Below are 14,793 nucleotides of genomic sequence, written 5' to 3' on the forward strand. Positions count from 1 at the left end.
TCTGGCACGCATGTCAGCCACCGACATAGATATGCCAATATGACGGTTAAGCACCTTGTCTCCACTCATGAACAAACTGGTTCATCCCCTCGCCAGCGATATTCGACGCCGTGGCGTGATCTCGCGTGGTGGACTCGCCGAATTCCGTCCCCACATATGCAGTGCCAGGTGCCGCGTCCGCGCGCGGCTGGCATTGTTTCCCGCCGAGAGATAATCGTTCCTCTATGACCCCACCCAATGTCCTTCGCGACTTCGTCGATCGCCATGAACGCCTGTTTGTCCTGACCGGCGCTGGCTGCAGCACCAATTCGGGCATTCCCGACTATCGCGACACTGACGGCAACTGGAAGCGGACGCAGCCTGTGACCTTTCAGGCCTTCATGGGCGAGGAATTGACGCGGCAGCGTTATTGGGCACGCAGTCTCATCGGCTGGCGTCGGTTCGGTCAGGCGCGGCCGAACGATGCGCATCATGCGCTGGCGCGGCTCGAACAGATCGGCAAATGCGAGGTTCTGCTCACGCAGAATGTCGACCGGCTGCATCAGGCGGCCGGCAGCAAGAAGGTCATCGACCTCCACGGCCGGCTCGATCTCGTGCGCTGCATGGGATGTGAACGCCGGATCCAGCGCGATGAATTCCAGCACGAGATGGGCCGCTTGAACGCAGGATGGCTGGACCTCGATGCGGCTGTTGCGCCCGATGGCGATGCCGATCTGGAGGGCGTCGATTTCGCGTCCTTTGTCGTGCCGGCCTGCGAAATCTGCGGCGGCATCCTCAAGCCGGATGTGGTGTTCTTCGGCGAGAACGTGCCGCGCGAGTTCGTCGATGCCGCGCTTGGCCACCTACAGAAGGCCGACGCCGTGCTGATCGCCGGTTCGTCTTTGATGATCTATTCCGGCTTTCGGTTCGTGCAAGCGGCGGTGCGCGCGGAGATCCCCATTGCGGCGGTCAATCTCGGCCGCACGCGGGCTGACGAGTTTCTCAGCTTCAAGGTCGAAGACCGTTGCGAGGACGCATTCGCGTTCCTGCTTCAGCGGGTGCATGCACCCTGACGGCGCAGGCCTCGGCTCAGGCCGCCAGGTCCCACAGACGTGGACAACCGCGCAGAACCACGGCGCGGCCCATCGGCGTGAGCGCCGGGTGAGTGTCCGATAGCGCAACCAGTCCCATCGCAACCAGCTGATCGAGCACGTAACGGTTCAGCTTGGCCGGTGGCAGGATCGCGGGGCGAAGCATCCGCAGTGTGTCCCACTGGTTTTCGGTGAGCTGATATTCGGTCTCGGTCGACATGGTGTCCTGCTTGGATGAATCAGTGCATTCAATGCGCATGGCTTACGGAACCCGCATGACCTTGATGCGACATGGCGGAGGCGAAATCTGGAAATCACCGGATTGTTGGATGACGCCAAAACGCTGCTTTTGCGCAGCTGTCACATGGACGTGCAACAGAACGCGCGAACACATGCGCGAATCACGGCGTGCTCAGACCTAATGAAAAGTAGAACAATGTGCCACCCGCATTGAAAAATATCATGCAGCTGATGCGTACGCGCCTCAGCTGGAGGTGGCTTGGCGCGCTCCTTAGCATAGCAATTGCTACGATTGCGTTTATGGCGCTGACCAGGGCGCTCAAGGGCGTGGATTTCGCCCATGTGCTGTCTGCCATGCACATGGTGCCGCCAGGCAGCATCGCGCTGGCGCTGGTGCTGGTGGCGATCTCCTATGGCAGCCTGACGCTGTACGACTGGCTGGCGCTGCAGATGATCGGGCGAGGGGACATTCCCTTCAGGATTGCAGCGCTGGCCAATTTCACCAGCTATCCGATTTCGCACGGAACCGGCGCTGTGCTGCTGGTGTCATCGGCGGTGCGCTACCGGATCTATGCACCGCATGGCATCGGTCCTGCCGGCGTCGCCCGCATCTGCTTTCTCACCGGCCTGACCTTCTGGCTCGGCAATCTCACCGCGCTGGCGCTCAGCACCTTGCACGAGCCAGGTGCCATCAGCAGGATCGATCAGCTCTCGCCCGAGATCAACCGCTTTATCGCTGTCGCAACTCTCGTCGGCATCGTCGCGTATGTCGGCTGGACATGGAACGGCATTCGGACGCTCGGTGGCCGCAACTGGTCGGTGCCGGTACCGAGCGGGCGCAACGTGTTCTTCCAGATCGGCATCGGTCTGGTCGATCTCGGCGCGGCGGCGCTGGCGATGCATGTGCTGATCCCCGAGACGATGGATGTCGGCGTCGCGCAGGTGATCGTCGTCTTCATTGCTGCGACGCTGTTGGGATTCGCCAGCCACGCACCCGCGGGCATCGGCGTGTTCGACGCAACGATCCTTGTCGGGCTTGGCGGCGAACATACCGAGCAGCTACTGGCTGTGCTGCTGCTGTTCCGGCTGTTCTATCACCTGATCCCGTTCGTGCTGTCGCTGGCGCTGTTCGGTGCCGTTGAAGCCTACCGGAATGTGAACAGGCGCAAGCTGGCCTGAATTACTTCGGCAGTGTCAGCACAGCCGACTGCGCATAGCCGCGGAACGGGCGGTTGAAATCGAGATTGGCGTGATGACGCTCGGCGAGCGCCTTCAGCACATCGAGAAGCTCGCGGCGCGGCGTGACGTCGAACAGCGTCAGCCAGCGCAACAGCAGCTTGCTCGCGATCTTTGGCAACCGCTCCTGATGGCCGAAATCCACGATGTGCAGTTGGCCGCCGGGCTTGAGCTGCGAGACGGCGTGATCGAGCACATTCTGCCAGCTTGGGATCATCGAGAGGCTGTAGGAAATCATGACGTGATCGAATGACGGAACAGCGAAGATGCGTGCCGGGTCGAAATTCGTTGCATCGCCATGGGCGACGCGAACGGTATCCGTGAGCTCGTTGCGGGCAATGGAACCGATGGCCGTGGTCAGCATCTCGGTCGAAATATCGATGCCATAAAATACCGCTTGTGAATATCTGCGGGCAGCCTGAACCAGATTGCGGCCGGTGCCGCAGCCGATCTCCAGCACTGTCGCGCCCGGCGCGGGTGCCAGTTCGGCGATGAGCTGATCGCGACCGAGCAGATAATACCGGCGCGTTGCGTCATAGATGAAGCGCTGCCAGCGATACATCCGGTTCATGCGTTGCGTGGCTTCGTTCGACCATGCGGGCTGACCGCGGTCTTCGTATTCGGAGACAATCGTCATGGCGCACCTCGTCGCATCCGGATGAGCGATCCATTTCATCGCAACACGACAGCGGTGTGACAGTGGTTTCGTCGCGGGAATCGGCCGAAATTTAGAATGACTGTCGCAAAACCGCAGTCTGCGCTTGATAAAAATTTCAGATTGTCGATTCGAAGGGTCCAAGAAGCCGATGAATACGCATCTGATCGCCGACGCCGTTCGCAATAGCCGTGGTCGCGAGGAAACGACGATCTGGGACAGGCTGTTCGCCTTCTGGTTCCGCCGGCTGGTCTATACCCAGATCTGGGAAGATCCGGAGGCGGACATGGCAGCGCTGAAGCTGGCGCCCGGTTCGACGATTGTCACCATCTCCAGCGGCGGCTGCAATGCGCTGTCCTATCTGTCGGCGAAGCCCGAGCATGTCTACGCGGTCGATCTCAACGAGGCGCATCTGTCGCTGCTGAAGCTGAAGCTCGCGGGCCTGCGCGCATTGCCGAACTATCAGGACTTCTGGAAATTCTTCGGCGAAGGCACATCTGATACCAATGTGGGCCTCTATCGCGAGCGGCTGCGGCCGCTGCTCGATGCCGAAGCACGCGGCTATTGGGACGAGCGCGATATTCAGGGCCGCCCGCGTTACGGTTACTTCAGTGACGGCTTCTATCGTCATGGCGCGCTCGGCCGCTTCATCGGCTTCGCGCATACGCTGGCGAAGCTCGCCCGCATCGATCTCAAGGCGTTGTTGCACGAGGACAAGCAGTCCCCGGCGCGCAAGCGCGCGCTGGAACGACTGCACTGGCTGTTTCATTCGCGGCTCGCTCGTATGATGACGAAGACGCCGGCGCTGTTGTTCAGCCTCGGCATCCCGCCGCAGCAGCGCACATTGCTGGGCGGCAATCAGCCGCTCAACGAAGTGCTGCATCAGCGTCTGCTCGCTCTGATCGACGTGCATCCGAACGCCGACAACTATTTTGCCTGGCAGGCGCTGAGCCGCAGCTATGTCGGCCCCGGTGACAAGTGCTTGCCGCTCTATCTGCAGCAGAGCCGTTACGCGGACACCGCCAGCCGCGCCGCTCTGGTCACGCCGGTGCATGCCAATCTGCGCGTGTTTCTGGAGAGCCTTCCAGCCCGCCAGATCGACGCGGTCGTGCTACTGGATTCGCAGGACTGGATGGCGCCGGATGAAATCCGTGCGCTGTGGGACGCGATCGACCGCGCCGGCAAGGACGGCATCCGGGTGATCTTCCGCACCGCCGGCGCCGAGTCACCGCTGGACGATCCGGAACATGCATCGCTGCGTGAGACGTGGCAGCGCGATGAGGCACGCAGTGCCGAAGGTCTGGCTGCGGATCGTTCGGGCATTTATGGCGGGTTTCATCTGTATACGCGGAAGGCGTAGGCGTTGCTGTCTTAACCTTGTAACTTGCCTCCCGCCGTTTCTGCTAAGCTATGCGGAGCGGTGGCAGGCGGGAGACCGAGTAACCTGAGGGACACCAAGCCCGTGGGAGAGCGCGGGTCCTTGCTTGCCGTTCCATCGAACCCGAACAGTCGCTTGGGCCGCTCAGCAAGCCCGGTTGCGCAAGGATGGGATCAGATGGACGCGATTTATGTTGGCATCGATGTGTCGAAGGATCGGTTGGACGTGGCGATGCGTCCGGGCGGTGAGAGTTTTGCGGTTGCCCGCAATGGTGCGGGGATCGATGATCTGATCGCGCGGCTGAAAGCGCGACCGCCACTGGTGGTGGCGATCGAGGCGACCGGCGGCTTCGAGACGGTGGTCGCCGCAGGATTGGCCGGCGCCGATCTGCCTGTGGTGGTGGTCAATCCGGCACAGGTGCGCGCCTTTGCCAACGCCCTCGGCAAGCGCGCCAAGACCGATCCGATCGATGCCATGGTGATCGCGCATTTTACCGAGGCGACCAAACCGCAACTGCGGCCGCTTCCCGATGCCACGACGCGGCTGCTAGCCGATCTGGTGGCGCGTCGGCGCCAGATCGTTGAGATGATGGCCGCGGAAGGCCAGCGTGCGCGGCGCGTCAGCAATCCGCGCCTGAAGAAGAGCATCGCCCGGCTCCACAAGGCACTGGAGAAGGAGTTGTCCGAACTGGACGACGACATCGGCGATCACGTGCGGGGATCGCCGGCCTGGGCCGAGAAAGAAGACTTGCTGGCGTCGGTGCCCGGCATCGGTCCGACCATCGCGCGCAGCCTGATTGCCGAACTGCCGGAGCTCGGCACACTCGATCGTCGTCAGATTGCGGCTCTCGCCGGTTTGGCGCCATGGACCCGGCAATCCGGCCAGTGGCGCGGCAAGAGCTTCATCGGCGGCGGCCGGGCCAATGTACGCCGCGTGTTGTTCATGGGAGCGATGGTGGCCGCCCGCTTCAATCCGCAGCTCAAACTGTTCCGCGACAAGCTCGTCGCCGCCGGCAAGCCCAAGCTCGTCGCTATCATCGCCGTCGCCCGCAAGCTGCTCACCATCCTCAACGCTATCCTGCGAGACAAGACCCCATGGCAGCATCAAAACGCTTGACCAAAAAGACAGTCGCTCTCCCCGCTTGCGGGGAGAGGTAAGAAGCGAGCACGTGAACGTCACACCCCCAGATAAATCTGCTGGATGTACTTGTCGCCAGCGATCTCCGCCGACGTCCCCTCGCGGATCGTCCGCCCATGTTCCAGCACATAGACCCGATCCGCTATCCGCAGCGTCGATGTCGCATCCTGCTCGACGATCAGGATCGCGGTGCCGTCTTTCCTGATCTGCTGGATGGAATCGAAGATCAGCCCCTTCAGCCGCGGCGCGATGCCGACCGAGGGTTCGTCCAGCAGCAGCAGCTCGGGCCGGCCCATCAGCGCACGGCCGATGGCGACCATCTGCTGCTCGCCACCAGACAGCGTGCTCGATTGTTGCCATTGCCGTTCGCGCAGCACCGGGAATAGCGTGAAGACGCGCTCGAGGTCTTTCTCGACGTCGGCATTGTTCTTGCGGAGGTAAGCTCCGAGCTGCAGGTTCTTCAGCACCGAGAGTTCCGAGAACAGCTTGCGCCCCTCGGGACAGTGGCAGATGCCCCTGGCGACGACATTGTAGGGCTCGATCGGATGCAGCGACACGTCCTTGAAGTTCAACGTGCCCTGCGAGGCGATGCTGCGCGAGATGGCCTTCAGCAGTGTGGTCTTGCCGGCGCCGTTGGGGCCGAGCACGCCAATGAGTTCGCCCTTCTCGACCCTGATCGAGACGGATTCGATGGCCAGCGCCTTGCCATAACTGACCTTGAGATCGGCGACTTCAAGCAGAGGCATGGGCGTCCTCCGTCTTGCCGATATAGGCCTCGATCACCTTCTCGTTCTTCACGATCTCTTCCGGTGGGCCGACGGCGATGATCTCGCCGAAATTCATCGCGATGACGCGCGACACCAGTGCCATGAACTCGCGCAGCTTGTGTTCGATCAGCAAAATAGTGAGGTTCTCCTCGCGATGCAGACGCCTGATCAGTTGCGCCAGTTGTTCGATCTCGCTGCTGCCAAGCCCTGCGAAGGGCTCGTCGAGCAGCAGCAGGTCCGGCCGGGTCGCCAGCGCGCGCGCGATTTCCAGCCGCCGCAGGTCACCATAGGGAAGAGTCTCCACCGGCTCCCTGTCACGGCCGCCGAGCCCGACCTGTGCCAACAGATAGCTCGCGCGCGCCTCCTTGTCCTTGTCCTCGCTGGCGCGGGGCGACATGCAGGCGACCAGCACGTTCTCCAGCAGGTTCATGCCGACGAATGGCCGGGTGAGCTGGAAGGTGCGGGCCATGCCGCGATTGACCACCTTGTAGGGGGCAAGCTCGCGCACCAGATCGCCGTTGAAATGGATGGTGCCTGATGTCGGCTGCATGAAGCCGGTGAGGATGTTGAACAGCGTGGTCTTGCCGGCGCCGTTGGGGCCGAGAATGCCGGTGAACTCGCCTTTCTTCAGCGTAAAACTCGCGTTCTTGACGGCGGTAAGGCCGCCGAAGCGCTTGGTCACGCCGTTGACTTCCAGCAGGTCGGTCATCGCAGGCGCTCCGTCAGCCGGCGCCAGAGCGGCGCGATCAGTCCATTGGGCAGGAAGAACAGGATCAGCATCAAGGTCAGCGTGTAGATCCACAGCCGGTACTCGCCGAAGCCGCGCAGCATCTCGGTGAGCAGCGTCAGCAGGATTGCCGCCACCGCAGCGCCATAGATCGAGCCGATGCCGCCGACATAGACCATGATGATGACCGTGATCGAGACCACCACCGAGAACAGCGGCGGCGACACCTGCAGCTGGTAATGGGCATAGAGCGCGCCGCCGAGCCCGGCAAAGCCGGCCGAGATCATCAGTGACACGATCTTGTAGAAGGTGACGTTGATGCCGGCGGCCTGACAGGTCGCCTCGTCGCCGCGGATCGCGCGCAGCAGGAGCCCCCAATGCGACTGCGCCAGCAGCGTCAGCGCGATCACGGTGACCGCGAGAATCGCCAGCACGAACCAGTAGTAATGCAGCGGATTTTTCATCAAGGGATCGAGGCCGTAGATGCCTTCCTCACCGCCGGTGTATTCCCAGAAGATGAGACACAGCCGTTGCAGGATCGCCGAGGCGGAGAGCATCGCCAGCGCGAAATACGGCCCGCGCAGCCGCAACGTCGGGAAGCCGACCAGCAGGCTGAAAGCGATGGCGATCACCACGCCGAGCGGCAGGCTGACCCACGGATTTGTCGACCAGATCGAAGACAGGAAGCCCGCGGTATAGGCGCCGGCGCCGATAAACAGCGAGTGGCCGAAATTCTCACGCCCGGTGAGGCCGGACATGAAGTCCCAGCTCGAGGCCCAGATGCCGTAGATCACGCAGACGGTGAGCACGCCGGTGAGATAGTTGCTGGCGGCGAACATGGGCAGCAAAGCGAGGAAGGCGACGACGAGGATGCCGCCTGCGATGTCGATGAGGGCGATGCGTTTCATGTCAGAATGCCGCCCGTCGCCCGAGGAGCCCTGACGGGCGTATCATCAGCGTGACGACGACCGCGACCAGCGACACCAGCTCGGTCCATGACGTCGAGATCAGATAGGCAACGATGGTCTCGGAATAGCCGAGGATCAGTGACGCGATGATGCTGCCGGGGATCGAGCCGAGGCCGCCGACGATGACGATGGCGAAGGCCTTCACCATCGGCAGCAGGCCCATGGTCGGCTGCACCGTGAGGAAGGGCGACACCAGCACGCCGGCGAGCGCCGCGGTGCCGGCGGAGATCGCCATCACGATGGAGAAAATGCGGTTAGTCGGGATACCCATATATTGCGCGGCTTCCGGATCCTGCGATACCGCGAGGATGGCCGCGCCGAGCCGCGTGCGCTGGATGAACAGCCAGAGGCCGAGCAGCACGAGGACACCGGCGACAAGGGCGAGCAGGCGCTGGCCGGAAATATCCACGCCGCCGATCGAGAGCTTGTCAGCCACGAAGGAAGGCACGTTGCGATATTCGGAGCCAAAGGTGATGAACAGCGCCTGTTCGACCGCGAGAGAAACGGCGAGGGTAATCATCAGCACCGCGAGCTGGGACGAGCGCAGCGGACGCACGAGAAAACGTTCCATCACCACGCCAAAGCCGGCGACGATCAATACCGCCAGCGGTGCGGCTATGAACAGCGGAACGCCGAGCAGCGAGGTGAGGACATAGGCCGCATAGGCGCCGAGTGCGTAGAACGAGCCATGCGCGAGATTGAGGATGCGGGCGACGCCGAAGATCAGGGTGAAACCAACGGCCAGCATCGCATAGATGGCGCTGGAGACCGCGCCGTAGATCAGAATCTGAAGCATGAGAACCCGCTGTTGAAGACCGGACGGCGGAGGGCGAACTTCTTCGGGCTCGCTTCTCCCGTTTTCCGGCCGGCGAGAGATCGCCGGCCGCGCGGTTACGCTGCGGTCAGATGACCGCCATCAACAAATCAGTTGCTCATCCAGGGCGGCGCGATCATCGGGCCGGTAGCGGCTTCCTTCGGCCAGACCACAACGCGAGCGCCATCCTTCTGCCACTGCACGAACAGCAGGTTCTGCAGTCCGGGGCCCGTCTTCACGTCGTGTACTTCGTCGAACATCAGCTTGCCAGCGATGCCGACATGGTCGGTCTTCTCCAGCTCCTTGATGACAGCGTCGGGCTCGATGGAGTTGGCGCGCTTCACGGCATCGGCATAGACATAAACGGCGTCATAGGCGCCGATGCCGGTATAGACGGGCGCGGTGCCGAAACGTTTCACGAATTCATCCCAGAATGGAATGGTCTTTGGTGTCAGCGGCGCGCGGATGGCGAACATGCCGACGGTCTCGGCGTTGGCCTTGCCGCTGACGCGGGTGAAGAAGTCGGCGTCCTGGCTCTTGACGTCGATGCCGCCGATCGGGATCGGCACCTGCGCGTCATGCCACTGCTTGACGAAGATGTCCGAGGAGGCGTGCGACAGGATCACGATCAGATACTGCGCGCCGGAATTCTTCACCTTGGCGAACAGCGGCGAGAAGTCGGAGGTCGAGGTGTCGAAGAACTCGGCCAGCGTCACGTCGGTGCCGCCGTCGGTCGCGCCCTTCTTCAGGATAGGCACGAGATCCTGCACCCATTTGGCGTTTTCGCCGACGATGGCGATCTTCTTCAGGCCCATCTCGCCTTTCAGCTTGCCGTTGATGAAGTCGACCAGCGCGCGCGCCTGATGCGCCGCGTTGATGGGGAAGGCGCGGAAGATGTACTTGTAGTTCTCATAGTCGGTTTTCACCTTTGCGGTGATGGCAGGTGAGGCGGCACCGACGCCGAGATAGATTGTCTTGGCGCTGGAGATGTGCGGCAGCTGGGCCAGCGTCACGCCTGACGTGTAGCCGCCGATCAGCACGTTGACCTTGTCGTCGGCGGTGAGCTTCTTGATTGCAGCAATGCCCTGTTCGGGATTCTCAGTCTCGTCAGCGACAACCATTTCGAGCTTGCGGCCGAGCAACCCGCCCTTGGCATTGATCTCTTCGATGGCCAGCTTGGCGGCGTTCTGGGTGTCGCGGCCGACCTGCAGCTGGACCGAAGTCGGAATACCGATCTTGATCGGCGCTTGCTGGGCAGATGCTGGAGCAGTGGAAGCAAGGGCGCCAGCAACAATCATACTCGCAGCCGCAAGCGGCCTCAGAAATGAGTCCATGGTGTCTCTCCCTAGAGGCATCTGGGTCGTTGCCCGATGCTTTTTTGTGTGATCACAGACTGCCAAGTGCGGCGAGAGCAAGTCAAGGAAGATTGCGCACAGCAACACTGTGTCGCGGATTAAATTGCGAGCATTCACAAAGCGCTTCTTTGTTGCGACGCGATGACTGCTTGCATGACATGTAACGATGTTGCGGCGCGGGCGGCACGTTGCAAGTTGCAAGCAGGTGCAACATGCGCATTCTCAAGTGGCCGGGTTGGGAGGTGGCGTTGGGTACAGCCGGGGCCACCAAGGGGTGGGACCGCCGACGCAGGTAATAACGGCGGTCCCGTGCCGTGCATTGAAATTCGGGGTTGGAAAGCGACTTCCGCACCCCACTGCGCGACGCGATCGACGCTATCCCAGCCGGGTTTTGTCGCAACTTAAACCAAATCTTAACCTAACCGATTAGGCTTACCTGGCCGGCTTTTCGAGCATTTTTGGCGGAGGTGGAGAATAATCTACTCCGCAGCCCGGGCCAGCAGGGTGATGTCGTTGGCATTGGCGCAATAGTTCTCATAATTCGCCGCCGCCGTTTTGGCTGCAAGGTCGGCGCTGCAGGCCCGCTTGTGTGCGCAACTGGCGCAGGCGTGGCGCATCTCCATCATGTCAGGCGGCCGGATCTTGGCAATGGCGACCTCGTCAAAACCGAGCGCGCGGAGCATCTGCGGCAATTCCTCGGCGCCGTTCACGCCTCTGCGGACGATCGTATCGAGATCGCTTGGCGCAAGGCCAAGCTCATGGGCCATGCGTTTGAACTCGCCGCTGTCGAGCGCGCCGAGTTCGTTGAGCTGGCGGCGCCGGATCAACCAGTCGCCAAAGCGTTCGAGGAGATTGCTGACGACGGGATAGGGCTGGACGGATGTCATGGCGGTCTCCGCTGCTGAAAATGATTGAGCAGAGGGTCTGCGCAGCGGCGCGGAATCGCATTGCGCTGGATCAATCAAGCGCGCAGGCCGGAGACGGTTAGCCTTACCGCCGAAAATGCCTGTGCTGCAGGCACTTTTGGGCGAAACACAGGGCTGGATTCGGCGTTATCCATGCTTAACTTGGAGACATTGTCAGTCCAGAAGCCGGGAACCGGCCTCAGGAGGCGTAAATGCGTTTGAGACATCTGATTGCTGCCTCGGCGGGTATTGCTTTGTTGGCCGGCTTGGGCGCCGCGCAGGCCGATACATACAAGCCCGGCGAGTACCTGCTGCTCGATCTGCAGAAGGCCGTGCTGTCGCCGAAATTGCTTGGTCCGCCCGCGTCATTCGAGCAGGTGCAGATCCAGGCCAAGGCCGATGCGAAGGCGAATGTGAAAGCCGATCCGGTGAAGGCAGCGCCGCGTGTTGCGCGCGCGCAGGCCACAAAGCCAGTGGCGCAGCGCGCCGCTGCGCAGAAGAAGGTCGCTCGCCGCGGCAATCCGCTGGATTCCAATGCGGCGGATACGCGGGTGCAGGTCTGGCCGTGCCGCACAGGCGGCATCTGTAGCTGGCAGAAATGAAAAGGCGGCGGATTGCTCCGCCGCCCATTCGGTCTTCAGGCTGAGGCCTGAATGATCAGGCCTTGATCTCTTCCACGCCGCACCATTCGGCGATGAACAGCGCCAGCGCCGTCGTTGTCTTCTTGAGGGACGGCAGGTTGACGCCTTCGTCGAAGCCGTGGACGCCGCGCGAAATGCAGCCGTAGTTCAGCGTCGGCACATTGTCGAACAGCGCATAGACGCGGCTGTCGAGATAGGCGAGTGAGATTTCCGGCTTTGGCTTCTGGCCGAACACGGCTTCATGGGCTGCGGCCAGTGTGGCTTCTGCATCAGATCCCGGCTTGAGCTCGTAACCTTCGGCCTGGAAGCCGTTGAAGGTCACGGTCGGCGGGATGTTCGACAGGAACGGATCCTGATGCGCGAAGGCGGCGACGCAGTCGGTGATTTCCTTCTTTGCTGCTTCGGCTGTCTTGCCGGGCAGCAGCGAGATGCGGAAGTCCACCTTGCACCATGCCGGGACCGATGACGCCCAGTCGCCGCCGGCGATCTTGCCGATGTTCAGGTTGACCGGCTTCTCGATGTTCTTGAAGTGCTCGTACTGGTCCTTGGTCGCATTCCACTTGGCTTCAAGCTTGCGCAATTCGCCGATGATGCGATAGGCGCCGTCGATGGCGTTGGCCCCGGTGCCCATGCGCTGCACATGCACCGGCACGCCGCGGACTTCGACCTGGAACCAGACCACGCCGATATTGGCGCGGGTGATCGTCTCATGCGACGGCTCCGACACCACCACGGCGTCGGCCTTGTAGCCGCGCAGATGCGTCATCAGCGCGCCGTCACCGGTGGATTCTTCTTCCACGACAGACTGCAGATAGACCGTCGCTGCCGGCTGCAGGCCGAGGCTCTTGAGTGCGTCGAGCGCGAAGATGTTGGAGGCGCAGCCGGCCTTCATGTCGCCGGCGCCGCGGCCCTGCATCCAGTCGCCCTGGATGACGGGGTCATAGGGCGGCGTGGTCCACATGTCGTGCGGGCCTTCCGGCACCACGTCGACATGGCCCTGCATGATCAGCGAGCGGCCTTTTTCCTCGCGCGGATAATGCGTGCCGACCACGATCGGCGCGGTCGAATGCAGGTCGTCCCAGGCGCCGGCGCCGGGATGATGGCCGAGCGCGGCGCGATCCATCTCGAAGCGCTCCATCTTGTAGCCGCGCGTTTTCATGGCGCGGAACATGAAGTCCTGCATCGTGTGTTCGTTGCCGCGGGTCGAGACGTGGCGCACCATGTCCTGGGTGAACTTCACCTGGGCATCGAAGCCCTTGTCGACGGCGGCGATGATCTTGTCGCGGAGGGCGGGATCGAGAGCCATGTTGTTTTTCCTTTTCTTGTGAGAGGGCTCAGGCGGTCAGCGCGCGTTCGAGCTTGTCCATGCCTTCGTCGAGGATTTCGTCCTGGGCGGTCAGCGGAACGAGCACGCGGATGGTGTTGAAGTTGACGCCGCAGGACAGCAGGATCAGGCCTTCCTCGGTGGCCTTCTGCGTCACCTTCTTGGTCACTTCGGCGTCCGGCGTGTCAGAGCCGCGCTCCTTGACGATGTCGAAGGCGATCATGGCGCCGACATTGCGGATGCTGGCGATCGGCACGAGGTCGTTTCGCTGCTGCATCTTCTTCAGGCGCGTGGTGATGCGCTCGCCGATATGGTTGGCGCGCTCCACTAGCTTCTCTTTCTCGAACACGTCGAGCACGGCCATCGCTGCGGCAATCGCCAGCGGGTTGCCGGCATAGGTGCCGCCGAGGCCGCCCGGATCGGCTGCGTCCATGATCTTGGCCTTGCCGATCACGCCCGACAGCGGGAAGCCGCCGGCGAGGCTCTTCGCCACGGTGATGAGGTCGGGCTTCACGTCGTAATGTTCCATCGCGAACATCTTGCCGGTGCGGCCGTAACCGGTCTGCACTTCGTCGGCGATGAAGACGATTCCGTTCTCGTCGCAGATCTTGCGCAGCGCGCGCAACAATTCCGGCGGCGCCTGATGGAAGCCGCCTTCGCCCTGCACGGGTTCGATAATGATCGCGGCGACACGGGCCGGATCAATGTCGGCCTTGAACAGGAAGCTGAGATACTTGAGCGATTCCTCAACAGTGACATCGAGCGGCGCGGCCGGGAACGGCACGTGCCAGACTTCCGGCATGGCGCCGCCAAAGCCCTTCTTGTACGGGAACACCTTGCCGGTCATGGTCATGGTCATGTGGGTGCGACCATGGAAACCGCCGGTGAAGGCAATCACGCCGGCGCGGCCGGTGGCGGCGCGGGCCATCTTGATGGCGTTCTCGGTCGCTTCGGCGCCGGTGGTGAAGAATGCGGTCTTGGTGGCGCCGTCGATCGGCGCCAGCTTGTTCAGGCGCTCGGCGAGGGTCACGTAGGATTCATACAGCAGCACCTGGAAACAGGTGTGGGTGAAGTTCTCCATCTGCGCACGCACGGCGGCCATGATGGTCGGGTGGCAGTGGCCGGTGTTGAGCACGGCGATGCCGCCGGCGAAGTCGACATAGCGCTTGCCTTCGACGTCCCAGACTTCCGCATTCAGTGCGCGCTGCGCCGAGATCGGGGTGGAGTGGCCGATGCCGCGGGGAACAGCGGCTTCGCGGCGCGCGAAGATTTCTGCATTGGTTGGCATGCGAGTTTGTCCTTCGAGTTTTCTTGGATGTTGTTGGGTGTGGATCAGTGGATGGAGCAGGCTGCTGCGCCGGGCGCTGTAGGCTCCCTCGCCCCGCTCTTGCGGGGAGAGGGGTGGGGTGAGGGGCTCTTGCGATCCGCAAGTGCAGTGCGTGCGATGAGCGCCGTGCCATGCCCCTCACCCGCCGCGAAGACGCGGCGACCTCTCCCCGCCTAGCGAAGCTTCGCTTCGCAGGGAGCGGGGAGAGGTTAAGAGAGCGCGGCGTGCTGGTGTTCACTCGATAAGTCC

15 protein-coding genes are annotated in these 14,793 nt (G+C 62.4%); 5 read left to right on the forward strand and 10 right to left on the reverse strand.

The window, feature by feature from the left end; all coding sequences use genetic code 11:
* Positions 1-224 precede the first annotated feature (224 nt).
* Positions 225-1,052: an NAD-dependent protein deacetylase gene (locus SFY93_RS09065; protein WP_320446836.1), complete on the forward strand. Its 828-nt coding sequence runs from the start codon at positions 225-227 to the stop codon at positions 1,050-1,052.
* Between the two features lie 16 nt (positions 1,053-1,068).
* Here SFY93_RS09065 and SFY93_RS09070 read toward each other — a convergent pair whose 3' ends face one another.
* Positions 1,069-1,290, reverse strand: a complete 222-nt coding sequence (locus tag SFY93_RS09070) for a hypothetical protein (RefSeq protein WP_139285875.1) — start codon at positions 1,288-1,290, stop codon at positions 1,069-1,071.
* A gap of 320 nt (positions 1,291-1,610) precedes the next feature.
* On the opposite strand from SFY93_RS09070, the gene SFY93_RS09075 reads away from it, so the two are divergent.
* Complete coding sequence (locus SFY93_RS09075) at positions 1,611-2,489, forward strand: putative bifunctional lysylphosphatidylglycerol flippase/synthetase (RefSeq protein WP_320446837.1); 879 nt, start codon at positions 1,611-1,613, stop codon at positions 2,487-2,489.
* A 1-nt stretch (position 2,490) separates the two neighbouring features.
* On the opposite strand, the gene SFY93_RS09080 is transcribed toward SFY93_RS09075, so the two are convergent.
* Positions 2,491-3,183: a class I SAM-dependent methyltransferase gene (locus tag SFY93_RS09080; RefSeq protein WP_320446838.1), complete on the reverse strand. Its 693-nt coding sequence runs from the start codon at positions 3,181-3,183 to the stop codon at positions 2,491-2,493.
* A 169-nt stretch (positions 3,184-3,352) separates the two neighbouring features.
* On the opposite strand from SFY93_RS09080, the gene SFY93_RS09085 reads away from it, so the two are divergent.
* Entirely contained in the window at positions 3,353-4,561 is a 1,209-nt protein-coding gene (locus tag SFY93_RS09085) for a BtaA family protein (protein WP_320446839.1), read from the forward strand.
* 195 nt (positions 4,562-4,756) lie between these two features.
* On the forward strand, positions 4,757-5,695 hold the full coding sequence (locus tag SFY93_RS09090; protein WP_320444434.1) for an IS110 family RNA-guided transposase: 939 nt from the start codon (positions 4,757-4,759) through the stop codon (positions 5,693-5,695).
* A 59-nt stretch (positions 5,696-5,754) separates the two neighbouring features.
* Here the strand turns inward: SFY93_RS09090 and SFY93_RS09095 are convergent, their stop codons facing one another.
* From SFY93_RS09095 to SFY93_RS09120, 6 genes are all read right to left on the reverse strand, one after another.
* On the reverse strand, positions 5,755-6,462 hold the full coding sequence (locus SFY93_RS09095; protein ID WP_320446840.1) for an ABC transporter ATP-binding protein: 708 nt from the start codon (positions 6,460-6,462) through the stop codon (positions 5,755-5,757).
* Complete coding sequence (locus tag SFY93_RS09100) at positions 6,449-7,192, reverse strand: ABC transporter ATP-binding protein (protein WP_320446841.1); 744 nt, start codon at positions 7,190-7,192, stop codon at positions 6,449-6,451. Before SFY93_RS09100 ends, SFY93_RS09095 begins: the two co-directional genes overlap by 14 nt.
* Positions 7,189-8,118, reverse strand: a complete 930-nt coding sequence (locus SFY93_RS09105) for a branched-chain amino acid ABC transporter permease (protein ID WP_320446842.1) — start codon at positions 8,116-8,118, stop codon at positions 7,189-7,191. Before SFY93_RS09105 ends, SFY93_RS09100 begins: the two co-directional genes overlap by 4 nt.
* Position 8,119: 1 nt before the next feature.
* Positions 8,120-8,974 (reverse strand): branched-chain amino acid ABC transporter permease, encoded by an 855-nt coding sequence (locus SFY93_RS09110; RefSeq protein WP_068733337.1) that lies wholly within the window; start codon positions 8,972-8,974, stop codon positions 8,120-8,122.
* A gap of 128 nt (positions 8,975-9,102) precedes the next feature.
* A complete protein-coding gene (locus tag SFY93_RS09115; protein WP_320446843.1) occupies positions 9,103-10,326 on the reverse strand; it encodes an ABC transporter substrate-binding protein in 1,224 nt (407 codons plus the stop codon).
* A 500-nt stretch (positions 10,327-10,826) separates the two neighbouring features.
* The gene (locus SFY93_RS09120; protein WP_320446844.1) at positions 10,827-11,234 is read right to left on the reverse strand and encodes a hypothetical protein; all 408 of its coding nucleotides are present in this window, start codon (positions 11,232-11,234) and stop codon (positions 10,827-10,829) included.
* Between the two features lie 230 nt (positions 11,235-11,464).
* Here SFY93_RS09120 and SFY93_RS09125 point away from each other — a divergent pair, with 230 nt between their 5' ends.
* Positions 11,465-11,854 carry a hypothetical protein gene (locus SFY93_RS09125; protein WP_320446845.1) on the forward strand — a complete coding sequence of 130 codons (390 nt, stop codon included), beginning with the start codon at positions 11,465-11,467 and terminating at the stop codon, positions 11,852-11,854.
* A 55-nt stretch (positions 11,855-11,909) separates the two neighbouring features.
* Here SFY93_RS09125 and SFY93_RS09130 read toward each other — a convergent pair whose 3' ends face one another.
* Positions 11,910-13,199: an ArgE/DapE family deacylase gene (locus SFY93_RS09130; RefSeq protein WP_320446846.1), complete on the reverse strand. Its 1,290-nt coding sequence runs from the start codon at positions 13,197-13,199 to the stop codon at positions 11,910-11,912.
* Positions 13,200-13,227: 28 nt separating this feature from the next.
* On the reverse strand, positions 13,228-14,505 hold the full coding sequence (gene gabT / locus SFY93_RS09135) for a 4-aminobutyrate--2-oxoglutarate transaminase (RefSeq protein ID WP_320446847.1): 1,278 nt from the start codon (positions 14,503-14,505) through the stop codon (positions 13,228-13,230).
* Positions 14,506-14,793: the final 288 nt, after the last annotated feature.

The organism is Tardiphaga sp. 42S5 (assembly GCF_034044155.1).
In the GTDB taxonomy this organism is placed as follows: Bacteria; Pseudomonadota; Alphaproteobacteria; order Rhizobiales; family Xanthobacteraceae; genus Tardiphaga; species Tardiphaga robiniae.

What these genes read in the sequence shown, in the direction of transcription:
- SFY93_RS09065 (WP_320446836.1), top strand. Translation starts at nt 225, where the DNA reads ATGACCCCACCCAATGTCCTTCGCGACTTCGTCGATCGCCATGAACGC.
- SFY93_RS09070 (WP_139285875.1), bottom strand. Translation starts at nt 1,290, where the DNA reads ATGTCGACCGAGACCGAATATCAGCTCACCGAAAACCAGTGGGACACA.
- SFY93_RS09075 (WP_320446837.1), top strand. Translation starts at nt 1,611, where the DNA reads ATGGCGCTGACCAGGGCGCTCAAGGGCGTGGATTTCGCCCATGTGCTG.
- SFY93_RS09080 (WP_320446838.1), bottom strand. Translation starts at nt 3,183, where the DNA reads ATGACGATTGTCTCCGAATACGAAGACCGCGGTCAGCCCGCATGGTCG.
- SFY93_RS09085 (WP_320446839.1), top strand. Translation starts at nt 3,353, where the DNA reads ATGAATACGCATCTGATCGCCGACGCCGTTCGCAATAGCCGTGGTCGC.
- SFY93_RS09090 (WP_320444434.1), top strand. Translation starts at nt 4,757, where the DNA reads ATGGACGCGATTTATGTTGGCATCGATGTGTCGAAGGATCGGTTGGAC.
- SFY93_RS09095 (WP_320446840.1), bottom strand. Translation starts at nt 6,462, where the DNA reads ATGCCTCTGCTTGAAGTCGCCGATCTCAAGGTCAGTTATGGCAAGGCG.
- SFY93_RS09100 (WP_320446841.1), bottom strand. Translation starts at nt 7,192, where the DNA reads ATGACCGACCTGCTGGAAGTCAACGGCGTGACCAAGCGCTTCGGCGGC.
- SFY93_RS09105 (WP_320446842.1), bottom strand. Translation starts at nt 8,118, where the DNA reads ATGAAACGCATCGCCCTCATCGACATCGCAGGCGGCATCCTCGTCGTC.
- SFY93_RS09110 (WP_068733337.1), bottom strand. Translation starts at nt 8,974, where the DNA reads ATGCTTCAGATTCTGATCTACGGCGCGGTCTCCAGCGCCATCTATGCG.
- SFY93_RS09115 (WP_320446843.1), bottom strand. Translation starts at nt 10,326, where the DNA reads ATGGACTCATTTCTGAGGCCGCTTGCGGCTGCGAGTATGATTGTTGCT.
- SFY93_RS09120 (WP_320446844.1), bottom strand. Translation starts at nt 11,234, where the DNA reads ATGACATCCGTCCAGCCCTATCCCGTCGTCAGCAATCTCCTCGAACGC.
- SFY93_RS09125 (WP_320446845.1), top strand. Translation starts at nt 11,465, where the DNA reads ATGCGTTTGAGACATCTGATTGCTGCCTCGGCGGGTATTGCTTTGTTG.
- SFY93_RS09130 (WP_320446846.1), bottom strand. Translation starts at nt 13,199, where the DNA reads ATGGCTCTCGATCCCGCCCTCCGCGACAAGATCATCGCCGCCGTCGAC.
- gabT (WP_320446847.1), bottom strand. Translation starts at nt 14,505, where the DNA reads ATGCCAACCAATGCAGAAATCTTCGCGCGCCGCGAAGCCGCTGTTCCC.